Here is a 21715-nt window from a genome sequence, read left to right on the forward strand (position 1 = left end):
GGCGACCGGGATGCGCCGAGACGCGCCATTGCGACCCGGCATGTCCATGGTAGCCACGGAGCACGGAGCACGGAGCACGGAGCACGGAGCACGGAGCACGGAGCACGGAGACCTGAGACCTGAGCCCGGAGCACGGAGCCCGGAGCCCGGAGGTAGCGTGGGCGCCATGTCTGCGACGTTCCGAGCCGCTCTGCGGGACACCGCATCGGTCGGCGTGGCGCTCGTGCCGCTGGGGGTGGCCTTCGGGCTCCTCGTCGTCGAGGCAGGGCTGGCCTGGTGGTGGGCGCCCGTCTTCTCGGTGTTCATCTACGCGGGTTCGCTGGAGTTCCTCGCGATCGGGCTCATCGTGGCTGCCACGCCCCTCGCCCAGATCGCCCTCGCGACCGTCCTCGTGAACTTCCGGCACGTGTTCTACGCCTTGTCGTTCCCGCTGCACGCCGTGCACGGCGCGGGCGCGCGCACCTACAGCATGTACGCGCTGACCGACGAGGCGTACGCGCTCGCGCACCACGTCCCGCCCGAGGAGCTGTCCACGGGACGCATCGTGTGGATGCAGGTCCTCTGCCAGTCGTACTGGGTGCTCGGTGGGGTGCTGGGCGGGGCCCTCGGGTCCGCCCTGCCGGAGATCCCTCGCGGGATGGGTTTCGCACTCACGGCGCTGTTCGTCGTCCTCACCCTCGATGCGTACCGGGTCTCCCGGGACGTCCCCACGCCGGTCCTCGCCCTGCTGTGCGCCCTCGGGGCGCTCGTCGTCGCCCCCGGGCAGATGCTCGTCGTCGCGCTGTCAGCGTTCGTCGCGGCACTCACCGTCCGCTTCGTCGTCGCCGGGCGCAGGGGCAGTCGCAGCGGCAGCGCCGAGGGGCAGGGGCATGCCTAGCAACGGGGCGATCCTCGCGTCGCTCACCGTCATCCTCGTCGTCACGTTCGCGCTGCGCGCACTGCCGTTCGCGCTCGTCGAGCCGCTCCGGTCCTCGCGGTACGTGCGCTACCTCGCCCGGTACATGCCGGTCGGCGTGATGCTCATCCTCGTCGTGTACACGCTGCGCGACGTCTCGTTCACCGGGCCGTCCCACGGGATCCCCGAGGCGCTGGCACTCCTCACGACGGTCGCGCTGCACCTGTGGCGCCGCAACGCCCTGCTGAGCATCGTCGCGGGGACGGGCCTGTACGTCGTGCTGGTGGGCACCGTCTTCGGCTGAGCCCGGTCAGCTCGAGGCGTGCTCGCTCGCGCGCTCGCGGCGCTTGTCGAGGTACATCTGCTGGTCGGCGAGCGACAGCACGGTGTCAGCCGTCGAGCCGTCGCCGTCGCGCACCGAGGCCGACCCGATGCTCAGCTCGACGGGGATCGCGGTGCCGCCGACCTCGATCGGTTCCGCGAAGGCCGAGCGGATCCGCTGCACGGTGGACTCCTCGAGCTTGGGGGAGTCGCAGCGCAGGACGACGACGAACTCGTCGCCACCGAGGCGTGCGACGAAGTCCTCGGCGCGCACGGCCGCGCGCAGCCGCTTCGTCACCGCGGCGAGCAGGAGGTCACCGACCCGGTGCCCGTGGAGATCGTTGACGGACTTGAAGCCGTCGAGGTCGATGAAGCAGACCCGGGCGCCCGCGAGAGCACCGGTGTCGATGAGGCGGACCGTCTCGTCGAGGTGCGCGGTCGCAGCACGCCGGTTGGGCAGACCGGTGAGGTCGTCGTGGCTGGCCAGCCGCACGAGGTCGGCCCGGGCGTGCTCGAAGAGGCCGGCGATCTGCCACACCCGGATGAGGAAGAGCGCCAGGACGAAGAGGGAACCGATGATGAGGAGCGCCGGGTCCGCGCCGGCTCCGCTGAGCTCGAGCACCCCGGCGAGCAGGAGGTTCGAGCACACGGCGAACCCGAGCCCGAGCATGTAGGGCAGGGTGAGGGGGCGTGCGGGTGCCCGACCGGGAGTGCCGAGCCGGTCCCTCGAGGGGTGCGCGGCTGCGGCGGCGAGGGCGAGGTAGGCGATGATCCACACGACGTCCTTGACCTGCTCGCCCGCGGGCGTCACCGACGTCACCGAGATGACGGTGGCCGCGAGCATGGCTGCCGCGGCGACGAGGAGGTAGCCGAGGGTGGGGCGGGCGGCGCGTGCCGTGAGTGCGGCCCGCACGACGGCCCCCTTCGTGCCGCACACGAGCAGCACCGTGACGAGGGAGAGCACGCGGGTGGATGTGGTCGCGTCCTGGGCGTCGTGGGCGGGCGCGAGGACGGCGGTCCACAGGAGTCCCGCACCGCTGACGGCGACGATGGCCGAGTCGACCACCGCGCCGCCGTCGCCCCTGGCGATGGGCATGACGATGACGATCGCGGCGACGAGCAGCCCTGCGTACGTGATCATGAGCGACACGTCGTACAGGAGTCCGTCCGCCTCGTCGGCACCCCCGAGCGGGACCTGGACGAACCACACCACGTTGTGGAGGGTCGACATGGCCAGCGCGGCCGCGACGATCAGCCAGGGCGCGCGGTACGGGGGGCGCGCGATGACGAGGACAGCGACGACGACGAGGACGGGTACGCCCGTCGACGCGAGAAACACGAGACCGCTGGCGACCCCCTCCGTGACGGCGCGAGCGATCCCGAGGACGAGTGCTGCGACCCCGAAGGTCACGTGCGTCGTCCGCGCCGCACGTGAGGTCGCTGTTGTGGATCCGATGTCGTCCTTATCGGCAGTGGCCGGACGGACAGAAGGACCCCGCACGAGATCGCGTGCGGGGTCCTTCTGCATCCGGTCTGACTACGCGTCGACGACGATCGCGTTGACGAGCGGTTCGCGGCGGTACTTGCGCTGCAGCCACCGGGAGACGGCCTTGGCGATGACGTTCTCGAGGCGGTCGATGTCTCCGACGTCCTTCTTCGGGATCTGTGCGAGCGCCTTCTCGATCTCGATGACGGCGTCGTCGAAGGTGTGCCCGTCGTGGACGAACCCGCGGGTGATGAACTCCGGCTTCTCGGCCATGACCCCGAGGTCGAGGTCGACGAGGGCGAGGACCGTGACGATCCCCTTGGAGCCCAGTGCGCGGCGCTCGGCGAGGGTGTCCTCGGTGGCCGTGCCGACGGTCTGACCGTCCACGTAGACGTAACCGGCGGGGACCTTGCCGACGATCGACACACGCCCCTTGACGAGGTCGATGACCGAGCCGTCCTGGGCGATGACGACGTTGCTCGCGGGCACGCCCGTCTTCATGGCCAGCTGGCCGTTGGACTTGAGGTGGCGGGCCTCGCCGTGCACCGGCATGACGTTCTTCGGCTTGACGATGTTGTAGCAGTACACGAGCTCGCCCGCGCTGGCGTGGCCGGAGACGTGGACCTTGGCGTTGCCCTTGTGCACGATGTTCGCGCCGAGGTCGGTGAGGGAGTTGATGACGCGGTAGATCGCGTTCTCGTTGCCCGGGATGAGGGAGCTGGCGAGCAGGACGGTGTCGTCCTCCTCCACCTTGATGACGTGCTCGCCCTGCGCCATGCGGGAGAGCGCCGCCATGGGTTCGCCCTGGGACCCGGTGCACACGAGGCAGATCTTGTTCGGCGGCATCGACTCGAGCTTCTTGAGGTCGACGACGAGCCCGCGCGGGATCTTGAGGTAGCCGAGCTCGTCGGCGATCTGCATGTTGCGGACCATGGAGCGTCCGACGAACGCGACCTTGCGTCCGCTCTCGTGCGCGGAGTCGAGCACCTGCTGGATGCGGTGCACGTGGCTGGCGAAGCTCGAGACGATGACGCGCTTGGGGGCGGTGCGGAACACCTGCTCGATCGCGGGGATGAGCTCCTGCTCGGACATCGTGAACCCGGGGACCTCGGCGTTCGTCGAGTCCGTCATGAACAGGTCCACGCCCTCCTGGCCGAGGCGGGCGAAGTGGTTGAGGTCCGTGATGCGGCGGTCGAGCGGGAACTGGTCCATCTTGAAGTCACCGGTGTGCAGCACGAGGCCCGCGCGGGTGCGGATCGCGACGGCCAGGGCGTCGGGGATGGAGTGGTTGACGGCGACGAACTCGAGGTCGAACGGTCCCTGCTTGGACACGTCGCCGGCCTCGACCTCGATGGTGCGGGGCCGGATGCGGTGCTCCTTGAGCTTCGCGGTGATGAACGCGAGCGTGAGCTTGGAGCCGATGACGGGGATGTCGGCCCGTTCCTTGAGCAGGTACGGGACGCCACCGATGTGGTCCTCGTGCCCGTGCGTGAGGACGATCGCGACGATGTCCTTGAGGCGGCTGCGGATCGACGTGAAGTCGGGGAGGATCACGTCGATGCCAGGCTGGTGCTCCTCGGGGAACAGCACGCCGCAGTCGACGACGAGGAGCTTGCCCTCGTGCTCGAACACGGTCATGTTCCGCCCGATCTCGCCGAGGCCGCCGAGGGGGGTGATGCGCAGGCCGCCGCGGGGCAGTGCGGGGGGCGCGTGGAGAGTCATCTTCTGGGAGTTCAGCAAGTCGTTACCTTCAAAGGTCTCGTGGCCCGCGTGGGCCGGTGGGTGTGCGGTACTGCCGGGTGGTGCTAAATCTGGGGCCTAGGTGGCGACGAGCGGGTCGAGCACGGCGTCGGGCAGGCGGTTCTTCACGGACGTGACGCGCCAACGGTCCGGGAACAGCGCGAGGTACTCGCCGTCCTCGCGGCGGAGCACCTCGACGCCGAGCTGGGCGTTGAGGGACTCGACCCAGTCCGCCGTCGTGCGGAGCGCGATCTGGTAGGACAGGTGGTCGAGCGTCACCGGCGCGTTGAACTCGGTCGCCATGCGGTGCTCCGCGACCTCGAACTGCATCGGGCCGACAGCGGCGAGCACGGGTGCCTGGTCGCCGCGCAGGTCCGAGCGCAGGACCTGGACGACACCCTCGGCTCCCAGCTGCATCACGCCTCGCTGGAACTGCTTGTAGCGGGACACGTCCTTGGCTCGCATGACGGCGAAGTGCTCGGGTGCGAACGTGGGCAGCGGCGGGAACTCGACCGGCTTGTCGAGGTACAGGGTATCGCCCACCCGCAGGTTCGCCGCATTGACGAGCCCGACGACGTCCCCGGGGTACGCGGAGTCGACGATGGTGCGCTCTCGCCCGAACACCTGCTGGGCGTACTTCGTCGCGAACGGGCGGCCCGTGCGGGCGGACGTGACGACCATCCCTCGCTCGAAGACGCCGGAGCAGATGCGCGCGAACGCGAGGCGGTCGCGGTGGGCGGTGTCCATGCCGGCCTGCATCTTGAACACGAAGGCGCTGAACGGCGCGTCCACGGGGCGGACGTCCCCGGTGACGGTGGGCCGGGGGCCGGGGGAGGGGGCGACGTCGACGAGCACGTCGAGGAGGGCGTGCACACCGAAGTTCTGCACGGCGGAGCCGAACAGCACCGGGGTGGTCTCGCCGGCGAGGAACGTCTGCTCGTCGTGGTCGGCGCCCTCGATCTCGAGCAGCTCGGCCTCCTCGACGGTGGTCGTCCAGGCGTCGCCCTCGCGCTCGAGCGCCGCGTCGGGGTCCATGACCTCCTCGGGGGCGATCGTCGTGCCGCCGGCGGTGCGCGTGAAGTGGATGTACTGACCGGTCCGGCGGTCGAGGACGCCGCGGAAGTCCCCGGCGATCCCGACGGGCCACGTGAGCGGCGTCGGGGTGAGACCCGTGCGGTCCTTGATCTCGTCCATGAGCTCGAGGGCGTCCTTGGCGGGACGGTCCCACTTGTTGATGACGGTGATGAGGGGGATGCCGCGGTGCTTGCAGACGGCGAAGAGCTTCATGGTCTGCGCCTCGAGGCCCTTGGCGGCGTCGACGAGCATGACGGCGGCGTCGACCGCGGACAGCACGCGGTAGGTGTCCTCGGAGAAGTCGGCGTGCCCGGGAGTGTCGACGACGTTGATGATCGTGTCGCGGTAGGTCAGCTGGAGCGACGCGGAGGTGATGGAGATCCCTCGGGCCTGCTCCATGTCCATCCAGTCGGACACCGTGTGGCGGCCGGTCTTGCCGTCGGAGCGGCCTGCTTCACGGATCGCCTTCGCGTGCAGCGCGAGCGCCTCGGTGAGCGTCGACTTTCCCGCGTCGGGGTGGCTGATCACGGCGAAGGAGCGGCGGCGGGAGGCCTCCGCGAGGACGGTCGAGCTGGCCGCGGGTGCCGCCTCCGCGGTCGCCACCGAGGTGGCGGAGCTCGTCGTGGGGGTGGGAAGTTCTACGGCTGGCTGGGGCACTGCACATCCTGCGTTCGTCGGACCGGTCGCGTCGGGGTCACAGCCCCAACTCTTCATTGTCCCCCGGATCGGGCGAACTCGTGACATCTGCGGGTCGCCGACCCTCACCGACCCTGCTGGCCCACCCATGTGAGCAGGAGCAGGCACACGTCGTCGCGGCCTTCCTCGTCTTGGAGCATGTCTGCGGTGAGCGCCCGGACGAGGTGGTCCGGCCGTGCGCCGCGAAGGCGCGCGACCGCGTCCAGGAGAGCGCGGAATCCGTCCGGCAGCGATCGGGTCCGCCGCTCGATGAGCCCGTCGGTGTAGAGGAGCACCTGGTCCCCGGGCTCGACGTCGAGCGTCGCCTCGGACCGGTCGAGACCGGGGACGCGCAGCCCGAGGGGCGTCGAGCGCCCGTCCCACAGCAGCCGGGGCGGGCCGTCCGCGGGCAGCACGAGGGGCGGCATGTGGCCGGCGCACGCGTAGGTGAGCCGGCCGAGCGCGAGGTCGAGCTCGGCATGGGCAAGCGTCGCGGACGTCGCGGCGGGCACCTGCTCGACGAACCGGTCGAGACGCGTGAGCAGGCGCGCCGGTCCGACGCCGGGACCGGCGACGGCTCGCACCGCGCTGCGCAGCTGCCCCATCACGGTCGCGGCGCGCAGTCCCTTCCCCACGACGTCGCCGACGCCGATCGCGAGCACGTCGTCGTCCGCGAGGAAGGCGTCGTGCCAGTCCCCGCCCACCTCGAGGGAGGCGATGCCCGGCCGGTAGAGGGTGCTCACGACGAACCTCTCGTCGACCGGCGTCGGGGACGTCAGGAGCGACTGCTGCAGCTGGTGGGAGACGCTCGCGCTGTGCTCGTAGAGCTGCGCGCGGTCGAGCGCGAGCCCGGCCTGCTGACCGACGGCGGAGAGCGCAGGGAGGTCGACCGGCTCAGCCCCTGCTCCGCGCGCCGGGGCGAGCGAGAGGACACCCTGCAGGGTCGAGAGCCCGTGCAGCGGCACGACGACGCGGCCCTCGTCGGTGCCCGCGACCCGTGACCGGAGGTCGCACCCGGGGGAGGGTCGGGGTGCCGTCGCTGCGTCCTCCCCCGCGGATGCGTGCGCGGCGAGGTGCCCGTCGGCGTCCGGTACCCAGACGGTCGCGGCCGAGGCCCCGAGGGGACCGGTCGCCGCGGCGAGCAGGGCGCGGACGACGCTCGTGAGGTCCGTCGACTGGGAGAGCGCGGTCGTCGCGCGCAGGAGCAGCGTCGTCCGGGCCACGGCGAGCTCGGCCTCCCGGCGGGCGGCGAGCAGCTCGCGCTCGTAGCGGGAGCGTTCGCGGGCGCTCGACAGGGCGACGTGGATGCGACCTCCGGTGGGGGCCGCACGGAGCGCAGTGCCGGGAGCGAGCGGCTCGTCCGTCTCGAGGACTGCGGACATGAGCACCGCGATGCGACCCTCGGGGGAGCGGAGCTCGAGGGCGACCTCGTCGATCCGGCCCTCGACGTGCAGGAGCGGCGACAGGTGCGTCTCCCAGTAGATCCGCCCGCCGACGGAGAGCAGCTGGGACAGCCGGAGCGTCCCGACGACGTCCGCGCGGTCCCGGCCCACCCACGCGAGGAAGGTGGCGTTCGCGTCGAGGACCGTGCCGTCGCTGCGCAGGGTCAGCAGCCCGCAGGGGACGGCGTCCCAGCTCGCGCCGTCCGACCTCACCGGGGCGGCGCGGTCGGTGTCGGGCATCACGCGCCGGCGGGGCCCACGCGGACCGCGGCGAGGAACGGCTCCATCGCCGCGACGAGCTCGTCGGGGGCGCTGAGGTTGGGGCAGTGCCCCACGGCGTCGAGCACGACGAGCGCGCTGCCCGTGATGTTCTCGTGCACGTACCGACCCACCTCGATCGGGGCGATGACGTCGTCGTGGCACTGGACCACGAGGGTCGGGACGTCGACGGCAGCGAGGTCCGCGCGGTTGTCGGACAAGAAGGTCGTCCGGGCGAAGTGTCGGGCGATCGACGGGTCGGTGCGGCAGAAGCTCCTCGTGAGCTCCTCGCCGAGCTCCGGCTCGTCGGGCCGGCCCATGATCGCGGGCGCGATGTGTGCGGACCAGCCGAGGTAGTTGGCGTCCATCGTCTCGAGCAGCTCGTTGATCTCGTCCTGGGTGAACCCGCCCCGGTACCCCTCGTCGTCGATGTAGCGGGGGCTGGGCCCGACGAGGACGAGGCGGTCGACGAGATCGGGGCGTGCGGTCGAGGCGAGGACCCCGATCATGGCGCTCACCGAGTGCCCGACGACGGTGACCGGGCCGACGTCGAGGGCATCGATGATCTCGAGGAGGTCGGCCGCGTACCCATGGAGCGTCGCGTGACGCTGCCTGTCGAAGTGGCTCAGGTCCGAGGCCCCCGCTCCGACGTGGTCGAAGACGACGACACGGTGGTGCTCCTCGAACCTCGGGGCGACGTAGCGCCACATGCCCTGGTCGCACCCGAACCCGTGGGCGAACACGAGGGGTGGGGCGCCGGCGGGGCCGCTCACGCGGACGGCGTTCCGGGTGAGGACCGTCATCGATCAAGGATATCGGCGGCCTCCGGGTGGCCGCCAGCAGAACGCCACCGCCGGGCTGCGGCGAGGAGAGCGCTCGTTCCGACCTTTCGGATCGAATCAATTCGATAACCGTGCCATGATCGGCACGTGACTCCCTTCCTCGCAGCAGACGACCGTTACTCGCAGATGCCCTACCGCCGCAGCGGGCGCAGCGGGCTCGACCTCCCGGCACTGTCCCTCGGGCTCTGGCACAACTTCGGCGACACGTCGCCGATCGACACGCAGCGGGCGATCCTGCGCCGCGCGTTCGACCTCGGCATCACGCACGTCGACCTCGCGAACAACTACGGTCCGCCGGCCGGCTCCGCCGAGACGAACTTCGGCCGCATCCTGCGCGAGGACTTCCGCCCGTACCGCGACGAGATGATCATCTCGAGCAAGGCCGGCTACGACATGTGGCCCGGACCCTACGGCGACGGGGGGTCCCGCAAGTACCTGCTGTCCTCGCTCGACCAGTCCTTGACGCGCATGGGCCTCGACTACGTCGACATCTTCTACTCCCACCGCCCGGACCCGTCCGTCCCGATCGAGGAGACGATGGGCGCGCTGCACACGGCGGTCACGAGCGGCCGCGCCCTCTACGCGGGCATCTCCAACTACAGCCCTGCGCAGACGCGTGAGGCGCACCGCGTCGCCGCCGAGCTCGGCACCCCGCTGGTCATCCACCAGCCGAGCTACTCGATGTTCAACCGGCACGTCGAGCGTCCGGACGCCGGTCGCACGGACGACCCGGCAGCGACCGGTCAGTCGCTGCTCGAGACGGTCGACGAGCTCGGCATGGGCATGATCGTCTTCTCCCCGCTCGCCCAGGGCCTGCTCACCGACCGTTACCTCAGCGGGGAGATCCCGCAGGACTCCCGCGCCGCCGTCGGGCACTTCCTCAAGCCCGATGCCATCAGCGACACGTACCTCGAGCGGGCGCGTGGCCTCGACGCGATCGCGAAGGGCCGCGGGCAGTCGCTCGCGCAGCTCGCGCTCACGTGGCTGCTGCGCGACTCACGCGTGACGTCCACGCTCATCGGCGCGAGCAGCGTCGCGCAGCTGGAGAACAACGTCGAGGCCGCGCACGCCGCGCCGCTCACGGACGACGAGATCGCCGCGATCGACGCGTTCGCGGTCGACGGCACCAAGCGCTGACATGACGACCCTACCGATCTCGCCCGGCGCGCGCGTCCTCGTGCTCGCCGGGCACGGCCGGTACACGGACCCGTGGCACGACACGGCCGCGACGTCGTCCCTCGTCGCCCGGGCGCTCGAGACCGATCCCGCCGGCGCCGTGGGCGAGGTCGTCGTGCGGGAGACCGTGCCGGAGGCGCTCGCGGACCTCAGGGAGTTCGACCTCCTTGTCGTCAACGCCGCGGGTCCACCCCGCGGGGCCGGCGACGCACCGGCCCCTGTCCGCCGGGAGGAGGACGCGAGTGCACCGTGGGCGGCGTTCCACGACGCGCTGCGCTCGTACGCCGACGCGGGCCGACCCGTCCTCGGGCTGCACCAGGCGTCGCTCGCGTTCGCCGACAGCCCGCACTGGGAGCGGATCCTCGGTGGGCGGTGGGTCGACGGGGTGTCGATGCACCCGCCCATCGACGACGTGACGTTCACCCTCACCGGTGCGGGGGCGGGGGTGACCGACGCCGGGGCCCACCCGATCGTCGTCGACCTCGCCACGCGCGGGGTCACCGAGATCACGGCCTTCGACGAGCGCTACGCGCTCCTGCAGGTGGCCCCGGAGGTGGAGGTGCTCGCGACGCACCTCCACGAGGACCGTCCGGAGCCGGTCCTGTGGGTCAACCGCGAGAACGGCCTCCGGGTGGTCTACGACGCCCTCGGTCACGACGTGCGCTCGTACGCCTCGCCGTCACGGGTGGCCCTGCTGCGGGCCGAGGCCACGTGGCTCCTCGCCGGAGGCCGCTGACCGGGCTCACCGCCCGGGACGTCACCCCGGGACGCGCTCGAGCTCCCGGGCAGACGTCGAGGGGTCACCGCAGCGCTCGGTGGGGTGAGCAGGCGCCGGGGGTGAGCAGGCGCCGGGGGGTGAGCAGGCGCCGGTCACAGGCCCCGGCTGCCGCCACCACCCCCGCCCCCGACCGAGAAGCTGCTGCTCGACCCGCTGAAGCCCGAGCCACCCGAGGAGCTCGTCGTCCCCGATCCGGGTGTCGACGCGAGCGTCGTGTCCGTAGCGGTGGAGAACCGTCCGATCGACTGGCCGACGAGACCGAAGCGCAGCACGCTCCCGTCGAGGGGGCGGTACCAGCCGTCCTCGCCGAGCCACGACCCGGACGGCTCGAGCTCGGCGAAGCGCTCGACCCAGCGGTCCACGAGGCCGAAGACGATCGCGTACGGCAGGTTGCTGCTGACGAGGCGGTGCGCCTCCTCCATCTTCAGCTGGCCCGCCGCGGCGGTGCTGAGGTAGTGCTCGAACCCGCGGGCCTGCTCGTAGAGGGCTCGGCCGAGCGCGGTCCGCTGCCGGAACGCCGCGACGGACACGTGCTCCGGGCCGAGGGGCTGATTCACCAACCCCCGCTCCCGCAGGCGTTCGTCGATGGCGGTGAGCACGTCGCTGCGGTCGCCGGCGAACTTCTCCGCGAGGGAGGACATGGTCGGCGTGCGGCTGAGCTTGAACAGGCCGGTGAGCAGCCGCGCCTCGTGCGGCGCGAGGTCCGAGCGGTCCTTCTCGACCTCGACGAGACGCCAGTCGTCGGGGTCCGTCGAACCGGACCGCTGCCCGCCCGTCCCCGTCGCGTCGGCGGAGGGCATCTCCTCGATCCGCAGGTACCCGCGGACGGCGAGGTCGACGATGCTCGCGGTCACGTCCCGCGAGCGGAGCTGCTTGGAGACGAGGGCGCCGACCTCGCCGACGGTGAGCCCGTCCGGCGGCGTGACGCGGAGCGTGACCGGCGGGTCCTTGCGGACCGCGACGACCGGGGCCGACGCCGGGTCGACCGGCACGACGCCGGGCTCGACACCCGCGAAGGTGAGGTCGCGACGACGTCGCGCGGTGAGCAGCGCCCCGCCGACGGGGAGGAGGACGAGCGCGCCGATCACCCCGGCGATCACGGTCGCCACGCCGCTGCTCACGCCCTCGTCGGTCAGCTCGGCGTACTCCTCGTCGGTCAGGAGGATCGGGGCGGCGTCGGCGAACGTCCCGGCCGGGTACGCGACGGCGAGGGTGAGGTTGTCGCCGTGCGCGATGCCGGTGCCGCGCGCGGTGACGATCGCGCCCGGCTCGCTGAGCTCGTCGCACGCCGTGCCGTCGCTCGCCTGGGTGCACCGCGCCGCGGTGGCGTCGACCGGGCCCTCGACCGTGACGTGCACGACGTCCATGCGGACGTGGTCGTCACCCGTGACGTTCCAGTACAGCTCGTCTGCGTCGGGCACGCCCGCCTCGTCGCGCACCGCGTTGAGGGCGCCGTCGATCCGGTAGGACACGACGTACGTCTGGACACCGGTGACGCGCTCGTCGCTGTCCTCGTCCGCCGCGACCTGGATCTCGAGAGAGGCTCCGTGGTCGATGACCTCGAGCTCCGCGGGTGCCCCGGACGGGCTGCTGGCGCTGACGTCGGAGTACTCGTACCGGCGGTAGCCGTCGTCGTGCTCGACGGCCGTGGCGAGGTCGCGCGCGAACCCCCGGCCCTCGCGGTCCCCGAAGTCCCACGCGTACGTCTCGGTGACGAGCACGGCCCCCGAGCTCTCGATCGTCACGGCGACGTCGAGGCTGCGGATCTCGTCGTCGGAGGCATCCGCTGCGGCCGCGGGGCTCGCGAGCACCCCGGGGACGAGGAGGAGCGGGAGGAGCGTCGTCGCTCGCGTTCTGCCTCGTGCCGTCATGCGGGGACCCTAGCGCCGTCGTCGTCAGGCGGTCGCGTCGACGAGCCACCGTGCGGGGTCGGAGACGACCTCGCGGAGGACCGCGCGGGCGCCTCCCATGGCCGCCGCCCGGTGGCCGACCACGGCGCGCCGGATGTCGAACTCCGACCAGGGCGCGGAGAGCACCCGGTTGGTGAGCTGCTCGCGGACGAACGGCTCCAGCGAGTCCGCGAGGTCGGAGTAGGCACCACCGAGCACGACGACGGGGATGTCGATGAGGTTCATGAAGTCGGCGAGGGCGGACCCGAGCGCGGTGCCGGCGCGGGCGAGGGCCTCCCGCGCCTCGTCGCTGCCCGCGTCCGCGGCCGCGAGGACATCCACGGTGCTCGCGGTCGTCGGGAGGCCGGAGGCGCGCAGCAGCGCGTCCTTGCCCGCGTACTGCTCCAGGCATCCCGTGGCGCCGCACTCGCACGGGGGCCCGTGGGGGTCGACGACGACGTGCCCGAGCTCCCCGCTCCACCCGCGCCCACCGAGGAACGGTTCCCCGTCGACGATGATCGCGGCCCCGATACCGACGTCCGCGGAGACGTAGAGGAAGGACCCGGGCATGGAGGGTGTCGCGTCGCCCGCGACCTCGTCGTCCGCGCTCGGCTGCACGACCTGCGCGAGGGCCGCGAGGTTGGCCTCGTTGCCGATCGTCAGGGGCGCGCTCCCGGTGTGGCGGGCGATGGCGCTGAGGTCGACGGGGGAGAGATCGGCCCACCCGAGGTTGGGCGCCACCCGGAGGGTGGAGGAGCTCGCGTCGACGAGCCCGGGCAGGGCCACGGTGACGCCCGCGATGCGCAGGTGCACGGGGTCGGGCACGTGCGCGGCTGCGGTCGCGAGGAGGTCCTGGGTGAAGTCCGCGAGACGCTCGAGGACCTCGGTGGGGTCGCTGTGGTGGAAGTCGCCCGGCAGGGAGGCGCTCGCCACGACGTCGCCCGCGAGGTCGACGATCGTGCCGTTGAGGTAGTCGACGTTGACCTCCAGGCCGATGCCCACGAGCGTGCCGGGCGCGGGGGCCAGGGGGACCGCCGGGCGGCCGGCGCGGCGCAGCGGGGCGGGCGGCAGCTCGGTGACGATGCGGGCCTTGATGAGCCGGTCGACGAGGGCGGAGACCGTCGCGCGGGTGAGACCGGTGGACGTCGCGACGTCGGCGCGCGAGGGTGGTGTGGTGGCCCGGAAGATCTGGTGCGCGACAACAGCGATGTTCTGCTCGCGCAGGGAGTGCTGCCCGACTGCGGGAATGGCGGCCATGGGTTGACCATACCGGTCCGCAGGGATAAGTTCAGTCATACAACAAACACGCTCAACGAGGAGACTCACGTGACCAACGCTTCTGGTATCAACTACTCCTTCGGTCTCTGGACCGTGGGCTGGAACGCGCAGGACCAGTTCGGTTCCGCGACCCGCCCGAACCTCGACCCCACCTACTCCATCGCGAAGCTCGCTGAGCTCGGCGCCTGGGGCTTCACGTTCCACGACGACGACGTGGTGCCGTTCGGCTCCGACGACGCGACGCGCGACCGCATCCTCAACGGCGTCAAGACCGCGGCCGAAGAGCACAACATGACCATCGAGATGGTCACGACGAACCTCTTCAGCCACCCCGTCTTCAAGGACGGCGGCTTCACGTCGAACGACCGCTCCGTGCGCCGCTTCGCGCTGCGCAAGGTGCTCCGCAACATCGACCTCACCGCCGAGCTCGGCGCCAAGACCTTCGTCATGTGGGGCGGCCGCGAGGGCGCCGAGTACGACGGCGCGAAGGACCTGCACGCTGCGCTCGAGCGCTACCGCGAGGGCCTCGACCTCGTCGCCGGCTACATCAAGGAGAAGGGCTACGACATGCGCATCGCGCTCGAGCCCAAGCCCAACGAGCCCCGCGGCGACATCTTCCTCCCGACGATCGGCCACGCGCTCGGCTTCATCGCCGAGCTCGAGCACGGCGACATCGTCGGCCTCAACCCGGAGACGGGCCACGAGCAGATGGCGGGCCTCAACTACACGCACGGGCTCGCCCAGGCGCTGTGGTCGGACAAGCTCTTCCACATCGACCTCAACGGTCAGCGCTCCATCAAGTTCGACCAGGACCTCGTGTTCGGTCACGGCGACCTGCTCTCGGCCTTCTTCACGGTCGACCTCGTCGAGAACGGCTTCCCGGGCACGCCCGACGGCCCCCGTTACACGGGCCCGCGCCACTTCGACTACAAGCCCTCGCGCACCGAGGTCGAGGCCGGCGTCTGGGACTCTGCCTCCGCCAACATGGCGATGTACGAGATGCTCGCGAAGAAGTCGAACGAGTACCGTGCCGACCCCGAGGTGCAGGAGGCCTTCAAGACGGCCGGCATCTTCGAGCTCGCCACGCCGACCCTCAACGAGGGCGAGACCGTCGCCGAGCTCCTCGCCGACCGTTCCGCGTTCGAGGACTTCGACCCCGAGGCCGCTGCACAGCGTGACTTCGGCTTCGTGCGCCTCAACCAGCTGGCCCTGCGCCACCTGATCGGCTGATGACGGCTGCCACCTCGTCGCCCGCCACCGGGTCCGGTCGGACCCTGGTGGCCGGCGTCGACTCCTCGACGCAGTCCTGCAAGGTCGTCATCCGCGACGCGGAGACCGGTGCGCTCGTGCGCTTCGGCTCGGCCAAGCACCCCGACGGCACCGAGGTCGACCCCGCCGCATGGTGGGACGCCTTCGGTGCTGCGGTGGCCGCCGCCGGTGGGCTCGACGACGTGGCAGCGCTGTCCGTCGGCGGCCAGCAGCACGGCATGGTCGTGCTGGACGCCGACGGACAGGTCATCCGGCCCGCTCTCCTGTGGAACGACACCCGGTCAGCCGGGGCGGCCCAGGACCTCGTCACCGAGCTCGGCGGCCCGAAGGCGTGGGCCGACGCGATCGGCAGCGTCCCCGTGGCCTCGCTCACGGTGACGAAGCTGCGGTGGCTCGCGCAGAACGAGCCGGAGAACGCGGCGCGCGTGGCTGCTGTCGCGCTCCCGCACGACTGGCTCACGTGGCAGATCTCGGGTGCCGGCGGTTCCGTCGGCGCCGCCCGGGACCTCTCCGCGCTCACGACGGACCGCTCCGACGCGTCCGGCACCGGGTACTTCGACGGTGCGACGAACACGTACGTGCCGGAGCTCCTCGACCTCGCCCTCGGTGAGGGCGCCTCGCAGCGCGTGGTCCTGCCGCGCGTGCTGGGGCCGGGGGAGAGTGCCGGGACGGTCGACGGCGTGGCCCTCGGGCCGGGAGCCGGCGACAACGCCGCCGCCGCCCTGGGCCTGGGCATGGGGCCGGGTGACGTCGCGATCTCCATCGGGACGTCCGGCGTCGTGTCCGCCATCGCCACGGCACCGACCACGGACTCCTCCGGCATGGTCACGGGCTTCTCGGACGCGACCGGTGAGTTCCTGCCGCTCGCGTGCACGCTCAACGCCAGCCGGGTGCTCGACGCCGCGTGCCGGACCCTCGGGGTGGACCACCCCGGGCTCTCCGAGCTCGCGCTGTCCGCCCCGGCGGGTGCGGACGGGCTCGTGCTCGTCCCGTACCTCGAGGGCGAGCGCACCCCGAACCGTCCCGACGCCACGGGCACCCTGCACGGCATCCGCCTGAACAACATGACGCCCGCGCACCTCGCGCGCGCGTTCGTGGAGGGCATGCTCTGCGGGCTGGCCGACGGCCTGGACGCCCTGCGCGCCCAGGGCGTGGAGGTCAAGCGCCTCCTGCTCATCGGTGGCGGTGCCCGCTCGGAGGCCGTGCGACGCATCGCGCCGCAGGTCCTCGGGATGCCCGTCGAGGTCCCCGAGCCGGGCGAGTACGTGGCTGACGGCGCTGCCCGTCAGGCGGCGTGGGTGCTCTCCGGCGCCGAGCAGGCTCCGACGTGGAGCGCGGCCGGGAAGGGCAACGAGATCTTCGACGCCAGCCCCGAGCCGATCATCCGCGAGCAGTACGCGGCGGTCCGCGACCTCGTCTGATCCGCGTCTGACACACGCTGCCAGGTCCTCGTGCACGTCCACCGTGCGCGAGGACCTGGCAGTTTTTTTGTGCCGGGGCGCTGACGCTCGGAGACGACTGGTGGCGTGATCCGCGTGCGGCAGGCAGTGTGGGCCGGGCAGCGGGGACCACCGCACGGCCATCACCACGGCGCTCGCGAGCGCCTCCCGAGGAGATCCCATGAAGTACCGCACCCTGGGCGCCAGCGGCGCCGTCGTGTCCACGCAGGCGCTCGGCACGATGACCTTCGGAGCCGAGGCCGACGAGGCCACGTCGGGGGAGATCATGACCGCGTTCGTCGAGGGCGGTGGGACGTTCTTCGACACGGCCGACGTGTACAGCGCCGGGGTGTCCGAGGAGATCGTCGGCCGCTGGCTCGCCGCGCACCCGACCGACGCCGCCCAGGTGGTCGTCGCCACGAAGGGTCGTTTCCCCATGGGGGAAGGTCCCAACGACGTCGGGCTCTCCCGTCGGCACCTGCGGGTCGCGCTGGACGACTCGCTGCGTCGTCTCGGCGTCGAGCACATCGACCTCTACCAGGTGCACGCGTGGGACGCGCTGACCCCCGTGGAGGAGACGCTGCGGTTCCTCGACGACGCCGTGCAGGCCGGGAAGATCTCCTACTACGGGTTCTCCAACTTCCTGGGCTGGCAGCTCACCAAGGCCGTGCACGTCGCGGCGGCCCACGGGTGGTCGGCCCCGGTCACCCTGCAGCCGCAGTACAACCTGCTCGTGCGCGACATCGAGCACGAGGTCGTGCCAGCCGCGCTCGACGCCGGGCTCGGGCTGCTCCCGTGGTCGCCGCTCGCCGGCGGCTGGCTCAGCGGCAAGTACGAGCGTGACGTCCCGCCGCAGGGTGCGACGCGTCTCGGTGAGAACCCCCAGCGCGGGATGGAGGCGTGGCAGGCCCGCAACGACGACGACCGCACGTGGCGGGTGCTCGACGCGGTCCAGGAGGTGGCGCTGGCCCACGACGCGACGGCGTCGCAGGTGTCCCTCGCCTGGCTCGCCGCACGGCCCGCGGTGACCTCCGTCATCCTCGGGGCCCGGACGGTCGAGCAGCTGCGTGACACGATGCGGGCCGCGGACCTCGAGCTCACCGACGACGAGCTCGCCCGGCTGACCGACGCGAGCGCGCCGCGCGTCGACGACTACCCGTACGGCACGGCGGGGGTCCAGCAGCGGAACCGCAAGCTCACGGGCGGTCGGTGACCTGACGCAGACGCCGGGCCGGGGCCGCCCCCGGCTCGGCGTCGGTCGAACAGGTTGCGTCGGTAGGACAGCGTGCGTGAGGCGGACAGCGTGCGTCAGTCGAACAGGCCGACGGCGTACCCGACGAATGCGAGGATGCCGATGCCGACGACGAGGCCGATACCCAGGAGCCAGAATCCGGAGGACATCCGCGAGCCGCCGCCCTCGTCGTGCCCCTGGACAGCGGCGACAGAGGACTCGCCCGGCGGCGTCTCGCCAGGGTTCACGGATCCGCTCGCGCTCTCCATCGGCAGCTGCGTGGGGTCGGGGTCAGGATTCCGTGCGTCGGTCATCGGGCTCCTTCAAGGCTCTCGTGGTCCCGTTCAACACTATGACGCACGGGCGATGCCGCAAGCGGGCGCCGATCCTCGTACCGTGGACCGGTGAACAGCTTCGATGAACAGTACGAGATCCGACACTTCAGCCCCGGCCTGACGACCGACGACGCTGGCGCCGAGGTGCCCGACGATGCGACAGCGGGATGGGCCACCGCGGTGGCCACCGCCTTCCACGAGAAGGAGGCTGACTCCGCGGAGGGCCGGGCGGCCGGTGTGCGCGGCTGGATCGCGGACGGCCGCCGCCTCACGGGCGTCTACGCACGCGATCCTCGGACCGCCACCCTTCCCGCAACGCAACCGGTGGGGACCTTCGTCACCTACCCCGGGACCCTCAACGTCGGAGGTGGCGTCCTCCTCGACACCCAGCTCATCTCGGACGTCACGGTCCGCCCGACGCACCGTCGGCGCGGGATCCTGCGGCGCGTCATGGTCGACGACCTGCAGCGGGCGGCCGCCGGGGGCGCAGCGATGGCCGCGCTCACCGTCTCCGAGGCCACGATCTACCGGCGGTTCGGTTTCGGTCCGGCGACGTCGCTCGTCCGCACGCGGGTGGACACCCGCGACGGACTGGCGTTGCTCACCACGCCCGCGGGTACCGTCGAGCTCGCGGACCCGGCGGCGCTCACAGACGTCGCGCGGTCCGTCTTCGCGAGACTCCACGCACGCATGCCCGGGTCGATCTCGCGCGCCTCGGGGGAGTACGACATCTCCCTCACGGGGGTGATGCCGGGCCAGCCCGCCGAGCCGCTGCTGCGCGCGGCCGTCCACCTCGCGTCGGACGGCGAGGTGGACGGGTACGTCACGTACCGCGTCGAGGAGCGCGGCGAGGCGGTCGCGGTGCGGGTGGTGGACCTCGTGGCCGCGTCCGACGACGCGTACCTCGGGCTGTGGGAGCTCCTCGGGTCGATCGACCTCACGACCGAGGTCGTCTACCGCGACGCCGGGGTCGCGGACCCCCTGCCCCACGCGCTCGTCGACTCCCGGCGGCGTCAGGTCACCGGCGAGACCGACCACGTCTGGCTGCGGGTGCTCGACCCGGTGGCGGCGTTCGAGGCTCGCCCGTACGCCCTCGACGGCAGCGTGACGCTCCGGGTCCGGGACGCGCTCGGGTTCGCGGACGGGACGTTCCGCATCGAGGTGCGCGACGGTCGGGCCGCGGTCACCCGGGGAGACGACCTCGAGGCGGACGTCGAGCTCGACGTGGCGGCCCTGGGATCGGTGTACCTCGGCTCGACGGACCCGTTGACCCTCGCTGCCGCCGGACTCGTCGACGAGCGGACGCCCGGCGCCCTCCACCGGGTGCGGGCACTGCTGAGCCCGGAGCGCGCGGTCCACTCGATCACGCACTTCTGACGCCGCCGCCGGGACGTGGCGCACCGACCCGGTGCGCCACGTCCCGCGCGCGCGTCGGAGCGGTTTCCCCGGACCTGCCGGGCCAGCGTCCGGGCATTCGCCCGGCTGGTTTCCCGCTCTGCGTTCGAGATGCGGGCACGTGGCGTCGACAGCAAGATCGATCCATGACAGACCAGACCACACCCCAGGACCCGACCACCCAGCACCCGACCCCCGAGCAGCCGGTCGACGACATGTCGACACCGGGGCACACCGGTGAGATGACCCAGCAGCCGGACCACGGTGAGGAGACCTACCGTGGGTCCGGCCGGCTCGAGGGCAAGCGAGCCGTGATCACCGGTGGAGACTCCGGTATCGGCCGCGCCGTCGCCATCGCGTTCGCCCGTGAGGGCGCCGACGTGCTCATCTCGTACCTGCCCGAGGAGGAGGACGACGCCCAGGAGACCGTCCGGTGGATCACCGAGGCGGGCCGCAAGGGCGCGACGTTCCCCGCGGACATCCGTGAGGAGGCGAACTGCCACGCGCTCGTCGACCACGCTGTCTCCGAGCTCGGCGGGATCGACATCCTCGTCAACAACGCCGCCTTCCAGATGGCGCAGGAGGACGGTCTGCTCGGCATCACCACGGAGCAGCTCGACCGCGTCTTCAAGACGAACCTCTACGCCCTGTTCTGGATCACCAAGGCCGCGGTGCCCCACATGAACGAGGGTGCGACGATCATCAACACGACGTCCATCCAGGCGTCCGACCCCAGCCCGCCGCTGCTCGACTACGCGACGACGAAGGCGGGGATCCTCAACTTCACGCGGGGCCTGTCGCAGCAGCTCGTCTCGCAGGGCATCCGCGTGAACGCCGTCGCACCCGGACCCATCTGGACGCCGCTCATCCCGGCGACCATGCCGGACGCGAAGGTCGAGGAGTTCGGCGCCGAGACCCCGATGGAGCGTGCGGGGCAGCCGGCCGAGCTCGCGCCCGCCTACGTGTTCCTCGCCTCGCAGGAGTCGAGCTACATCACGGGTGAGTCGATCTCCGTCACCGGTGGCAAGCTCTTCTGATCTGCACGCTCGGACCGGGACCGTGTCCCGCCCGACGGACGTCCTCCGACGCCCCCGCCCGGCTCAGCCGAGCGGGGGCGTCGACGCGCGCAGGACGACGGTCCCGTCCACGGGAACGACACGGGGGGTGTCCGCGGGCGGGGAGAGCGCCAGCTCCGTGGCCATCGCTCCCATGTCCGGCAGGGGCAGCCGGATCGTCGTGAGCGAGGGCGTGACGTCCCGCAGGGTGACGATGTCGTCGAAGCCCGCGACCGCGACGTCGTCGGGGACGGTGAGCCCTGCGTCCCGTGCTGCGGCCATGGCACCGACGGCCATGAGGTCGGTGACGGCGAAGACGAGCTGGGCGGGCACGGACCCCTCACCTGTGGCGGACCGCCCCCCGGCCGTCACGACGCCCCGCCGGACGAGCTCGGTCATCGCGGCATGCCCGCCGTCGCGAGTGACCGGCGAGTGGACGACGTGAACGTCCTCGGGGCGTGACCCGAGCCGCACCACCTCGTCCTGGAAGCCCCCGGCGCGGTCACGGGCGGAGAGGTGGTCGGACGGCCCGGCCAGGAGCGCGAACCTGCGGTAGCCGAGCGTGTGGAGGCGGTGCGCGAGGTCGGCCGAGCTCCGCCGGGACTCGACCATGACCGTGTCGACGCCGAGCAGCGGTTGACCGATCACGGCGACGCCACCGCCCCGCGACCGGTACTCGGCGAGCGTCGCCGCCAGGGCGGCGTTGAGTGCGGCGTCGTCGGACCGCCCTCCGGCGAGGATGATCGCCCGCGCCCGCTGGCGCTGCATGAGCTCGACGAAGGCGAGGTCGCGCTCATGCTCCCGACGGGTGCTCGCCAGGGTGACGACGAGACCCGCGCGATCGGCAGCGTCGGTCACTCCTGCGGCGATGGTCGAGAAGTAGGGGTCGGTGATGTCGTGGACGATGAGCGCCAGCGCTGTCGTGCGCCCGCGGGCCATCGCCTGCGCATTCGCGTCGGGGGAGTATCTCAACCGGGCGGCAACCTCGAGGACCCGTTCTCGCAGCTCGGGGCGCACGTGCCTGCCCGCACTGCCGTTGATCGCGCGCGAGGCGGTCGCGAGGGAGACGCCCGCCTCGCGGGCGACATCGCTGAGGGTCGCGACGCCGTGGCTCATCGCGGCACGACCGTGGAGGTG

The 21715-nt window shown here is 71.9% G+C and carries 18 protein-coding genes; 9 read left to right on the forward strand and 9 right to left on the reverse strand.

The window, feature by feature from the left end:
• The first annotated feature begins 166 nt into the window (after positions 1–166).
• Positions 167–877: an AzlC family ABC transporter permease gene (locus AC2AXK_RS11575; protein WP_484345533.1), complete on the forward strand. Its 711-nt coding sequence runs from the start codon at positions 167–169 to the stop codon at positions 875–877.
• The gene (locus AC2AXK_RS11580) at positions 870–1199 is read left to right on the forward strand and encodes a branched-chain amino acid transporter permease (protein WP_484345534.1); all 330 of its coding nucleotides are present in this window, start codon (positions 870–872) and stop codon (positions 1197–1199) included. The genes AC2AXK_RS11575 and AC2AXK_RS11580 overlap by 8 nt, the downstream gene beginning before the upstream one ends.
• Before the next feature lie 6 nt (positions 1200–1205).
• On the opposite strand, the gene AC2AXK_RS11585 is transcribed toward AC2AXK_RS11580, so the two are convergent.
• The 5 genes from AC2AXK_RS11585 to AC2AXK_RS11605 all read right to left on the reverse strand — a co-directional run bounded on the left by AC2AXK_RS11585 (position 1206) and on the right by AC2AXK_RS11605 (position 8694).
• Positions 1206–2627: a GGDEF domain-containing protein gene (locus AC2AXK_RS11585; protein ID WP_484345535.1), complete on the reverse strand. Its 1422-nt coding sequence runs from the start codon at positions 2625–2627 to the stop codon at positions 1206–1208.
• A gap of 126 nt (positions 2628–2753) precedes the next feature.
• Positions 2754–4424: a ribonuclease J gene (locus AC2AXK_RS11590; RefSeq protein ID WP_484345536.1), complete on the reverse strand. Its 1671-nt coding sequence runs from the start codon at positions 4422–4424 to the stop codon at positions 2754–2756.
• A gap of 96 nt (positions 4425–4520) precedes the next feature.
• Complete coding sequence (locus AC2AXK_RS11595) at positions 4521–6119, reverse strand: peptide chain release factor 3 (protein ID WP_484345745.1); 1599 nt, start codon at positions 6117–6119, stop codon at positions 4521–4523.
• 158 nt (positions 6120–6277) lie between these two features.
• The gene (locus AC2AXK_RS11600; protein ID WP_484345537.1) at positions 6278–7873 is read right to left on the reverse strand and encodes a PP2C family protein-serine/threonine phosphatase; all 1596 of its coding nucleotides are present in this window, start codon (positions 7871–7873) and stop codon (positions 6278–6280) included.
• The gene (locus AC2AXK_RS11605; RefSeq protein ID WP_484345538.1) at positions 7873–8694 is read right to left on the reverse strand and encodes an alpha/beta fold hydrolase; all 822 of its coding nucleotides are present in this window, start codon (positions 8692–8694) and stop codon (positions 7873–7875) included. Before AC2AXK_RS11605 ends, AC2AXK_RS11600 begins: the two co-directional genes overlap by 1 nt.
• A 165-nt stretch (positions 8695–8859) precedes the next feature.
• Here AC2AXK_RS11605 and AC2AXK_RS11610 point away from each other — a divergent pair, with 165 nt between their 5' ends.
• A complete protein-coding gene (locus tag AC2AXK_RS11610) occupies positions 8860–9870 on the forward strand; it encodes an aldo/keto reductase (protein ID WP_484345746.1) in 1011 nt (336 codons plus the stop codon).
• A 1-nt stretch (position 9871) separates the two neighbouring features.
• On the forward strand, positions 9872–10645 hold the full coding sequence (locus tag AC2AXK_RS11615; protein WP_484345539.1) for a ThuA domain-containing protein: 774 nt from the start codon (positions 9872–9874) through the stop codon (positions 10643–10645).
• Between the two features lie 134 nt (positions 10646–10779).
• Here AC2AXK_RS11615 and AC2AXK_RS11620 read toward each other — a convergent pair whose 3' ends face one another.
• Positions 10780–12558 (reverse strand): DUF2207 domain-containing protein, encoded by a 1779-nt coding sequence (locus tag AC2AXK_RS11620; RefSeq protein ID WP_484345540.1) that lies wholly within the window; start codon positions 12556–12558, stop codon positions 10780–10782.
• Between the two features lie 24 nt (positions 12559–12582).
• Positions 12583–13833 (reverse strand): ROK family protein, encoded by a 1251-nt coding sequence (locus AC2AXK_RS11625; RefSeq protein ID WP_484345541.1) that lies wholly within the window; start codon positions 13831–13833, stop codon positions 12583–12585.
• 69 nt (positions 13834–13902) lie between these two features.
• On the opposite strand from AC2AXK_RS11625, the gene xylA reads away from it, so the two are divergent.
• The 3 genes from xylA to AC2AXK_RS11640 all read left to right on the forward strand — a co-directional run bounded on the left by xylA (position 13903) and on the right by AC2AXK_RS11640 (position 17775).
• Positions 13903–15084: a xylose isomerase gene (gene xylA / locus AC2AXK_RS11630; protein WP_484345542.1), complete on the forward strand. Its 1182-nt coding sequence runs from the start codon at positions 13903–13905 to the stop codon at positions 15082–15084.
• Entirely contained in the window at positions 15084–16544 is a 1461-nt protein-coding gene (xylB, locus tag AC2AXK_RS11635) for a xylulokinase (protein WP_484345543.1), read from the forward strand. The genes xylA and xylB overlap by 1 nt, the downstream gene beginning before the upstream one ends.
• A 199-nt stretch (positions 16545–16743) precedes the next feature.
• The gene (locus AC2AXK_RS11640) at positions 16744–17775 is read left to right on the forward strand and encodes an aldo/keto reductase (RefSeq protein ID WP_484345544.1); all 1032 of its coding nucleotides are present in this window, start codon (positions 16744–16746) and stop codon (positions 17773–17775) included.
• A 95-nt stretch (positions 17776–17870) separates the two neighbouring features.
• On the opposite strand, the gene AC2AXK_RS11645 is transcribed toward AC2AXK_RS11640, so the two are convergent.
• Positions 17871–18107, reverse strand: a complete 237-nt coding sequence (locus AC2AXK_RS11645; RefSeq protein WP_484345545.1) for a DUF6480 family protein — start codon at positions 18105–18107, stop codon at positions 17871–17873.
• A 90-nt stretch (positions 18108–18197) separates the two neighbouring features.
• Here AC2AXK_RS11645 and AC2AXK_RS11650 point away from each other — a divergent pair, with 90 nt between their 5' ends.
• Both AC2AXK_RS11650 and AC2AXK_RS11655 read left to right on the forward strand, forming a co-directional pair.
• A complete protein-coding gene (locus AC2AXK_RS11650; RefSeq protein WP_484345546.1) occupies positions 18198–19505 on the forward strand; it encodes a GNAT family N-acetyltransferase in 1308 nt (435 codons plus the stop codon).
• 164 nt (positions 19506–19669) lie between these two features.
• Positions 19670–20560, forward strand: coding sequence for an SDR family oxidoreductase (locus AC2AXK_RS11655; protein ID WP_484345547.1), 891 nt, complete (start codon positions 19670–19672; stop codon positions 20558–20560).
• Positions 20561–20623: 63 nt separating this feature from the next.
• Here the strand turns inward: AC2AXK_RS11655 and AC2AXK_RS11660 are convergent, their stop codons facing one another.
• Positions 20624–21694 (reverse strand): LacI family DNA-binding transcriptional regulator, encoded by a 1071-nt coding sequence (locus AC2AXK_RS11660; protein WP_484345548.1) that lies wholly within the window; start codon positions 21692–21694, stop codon positions 20624–20626.
• Positions 21695–21715 lie beyond the last annotated feature (21 nt).

This window comes from Sanguibacter sp. Z6_81, from assembly GCF_057180625.1.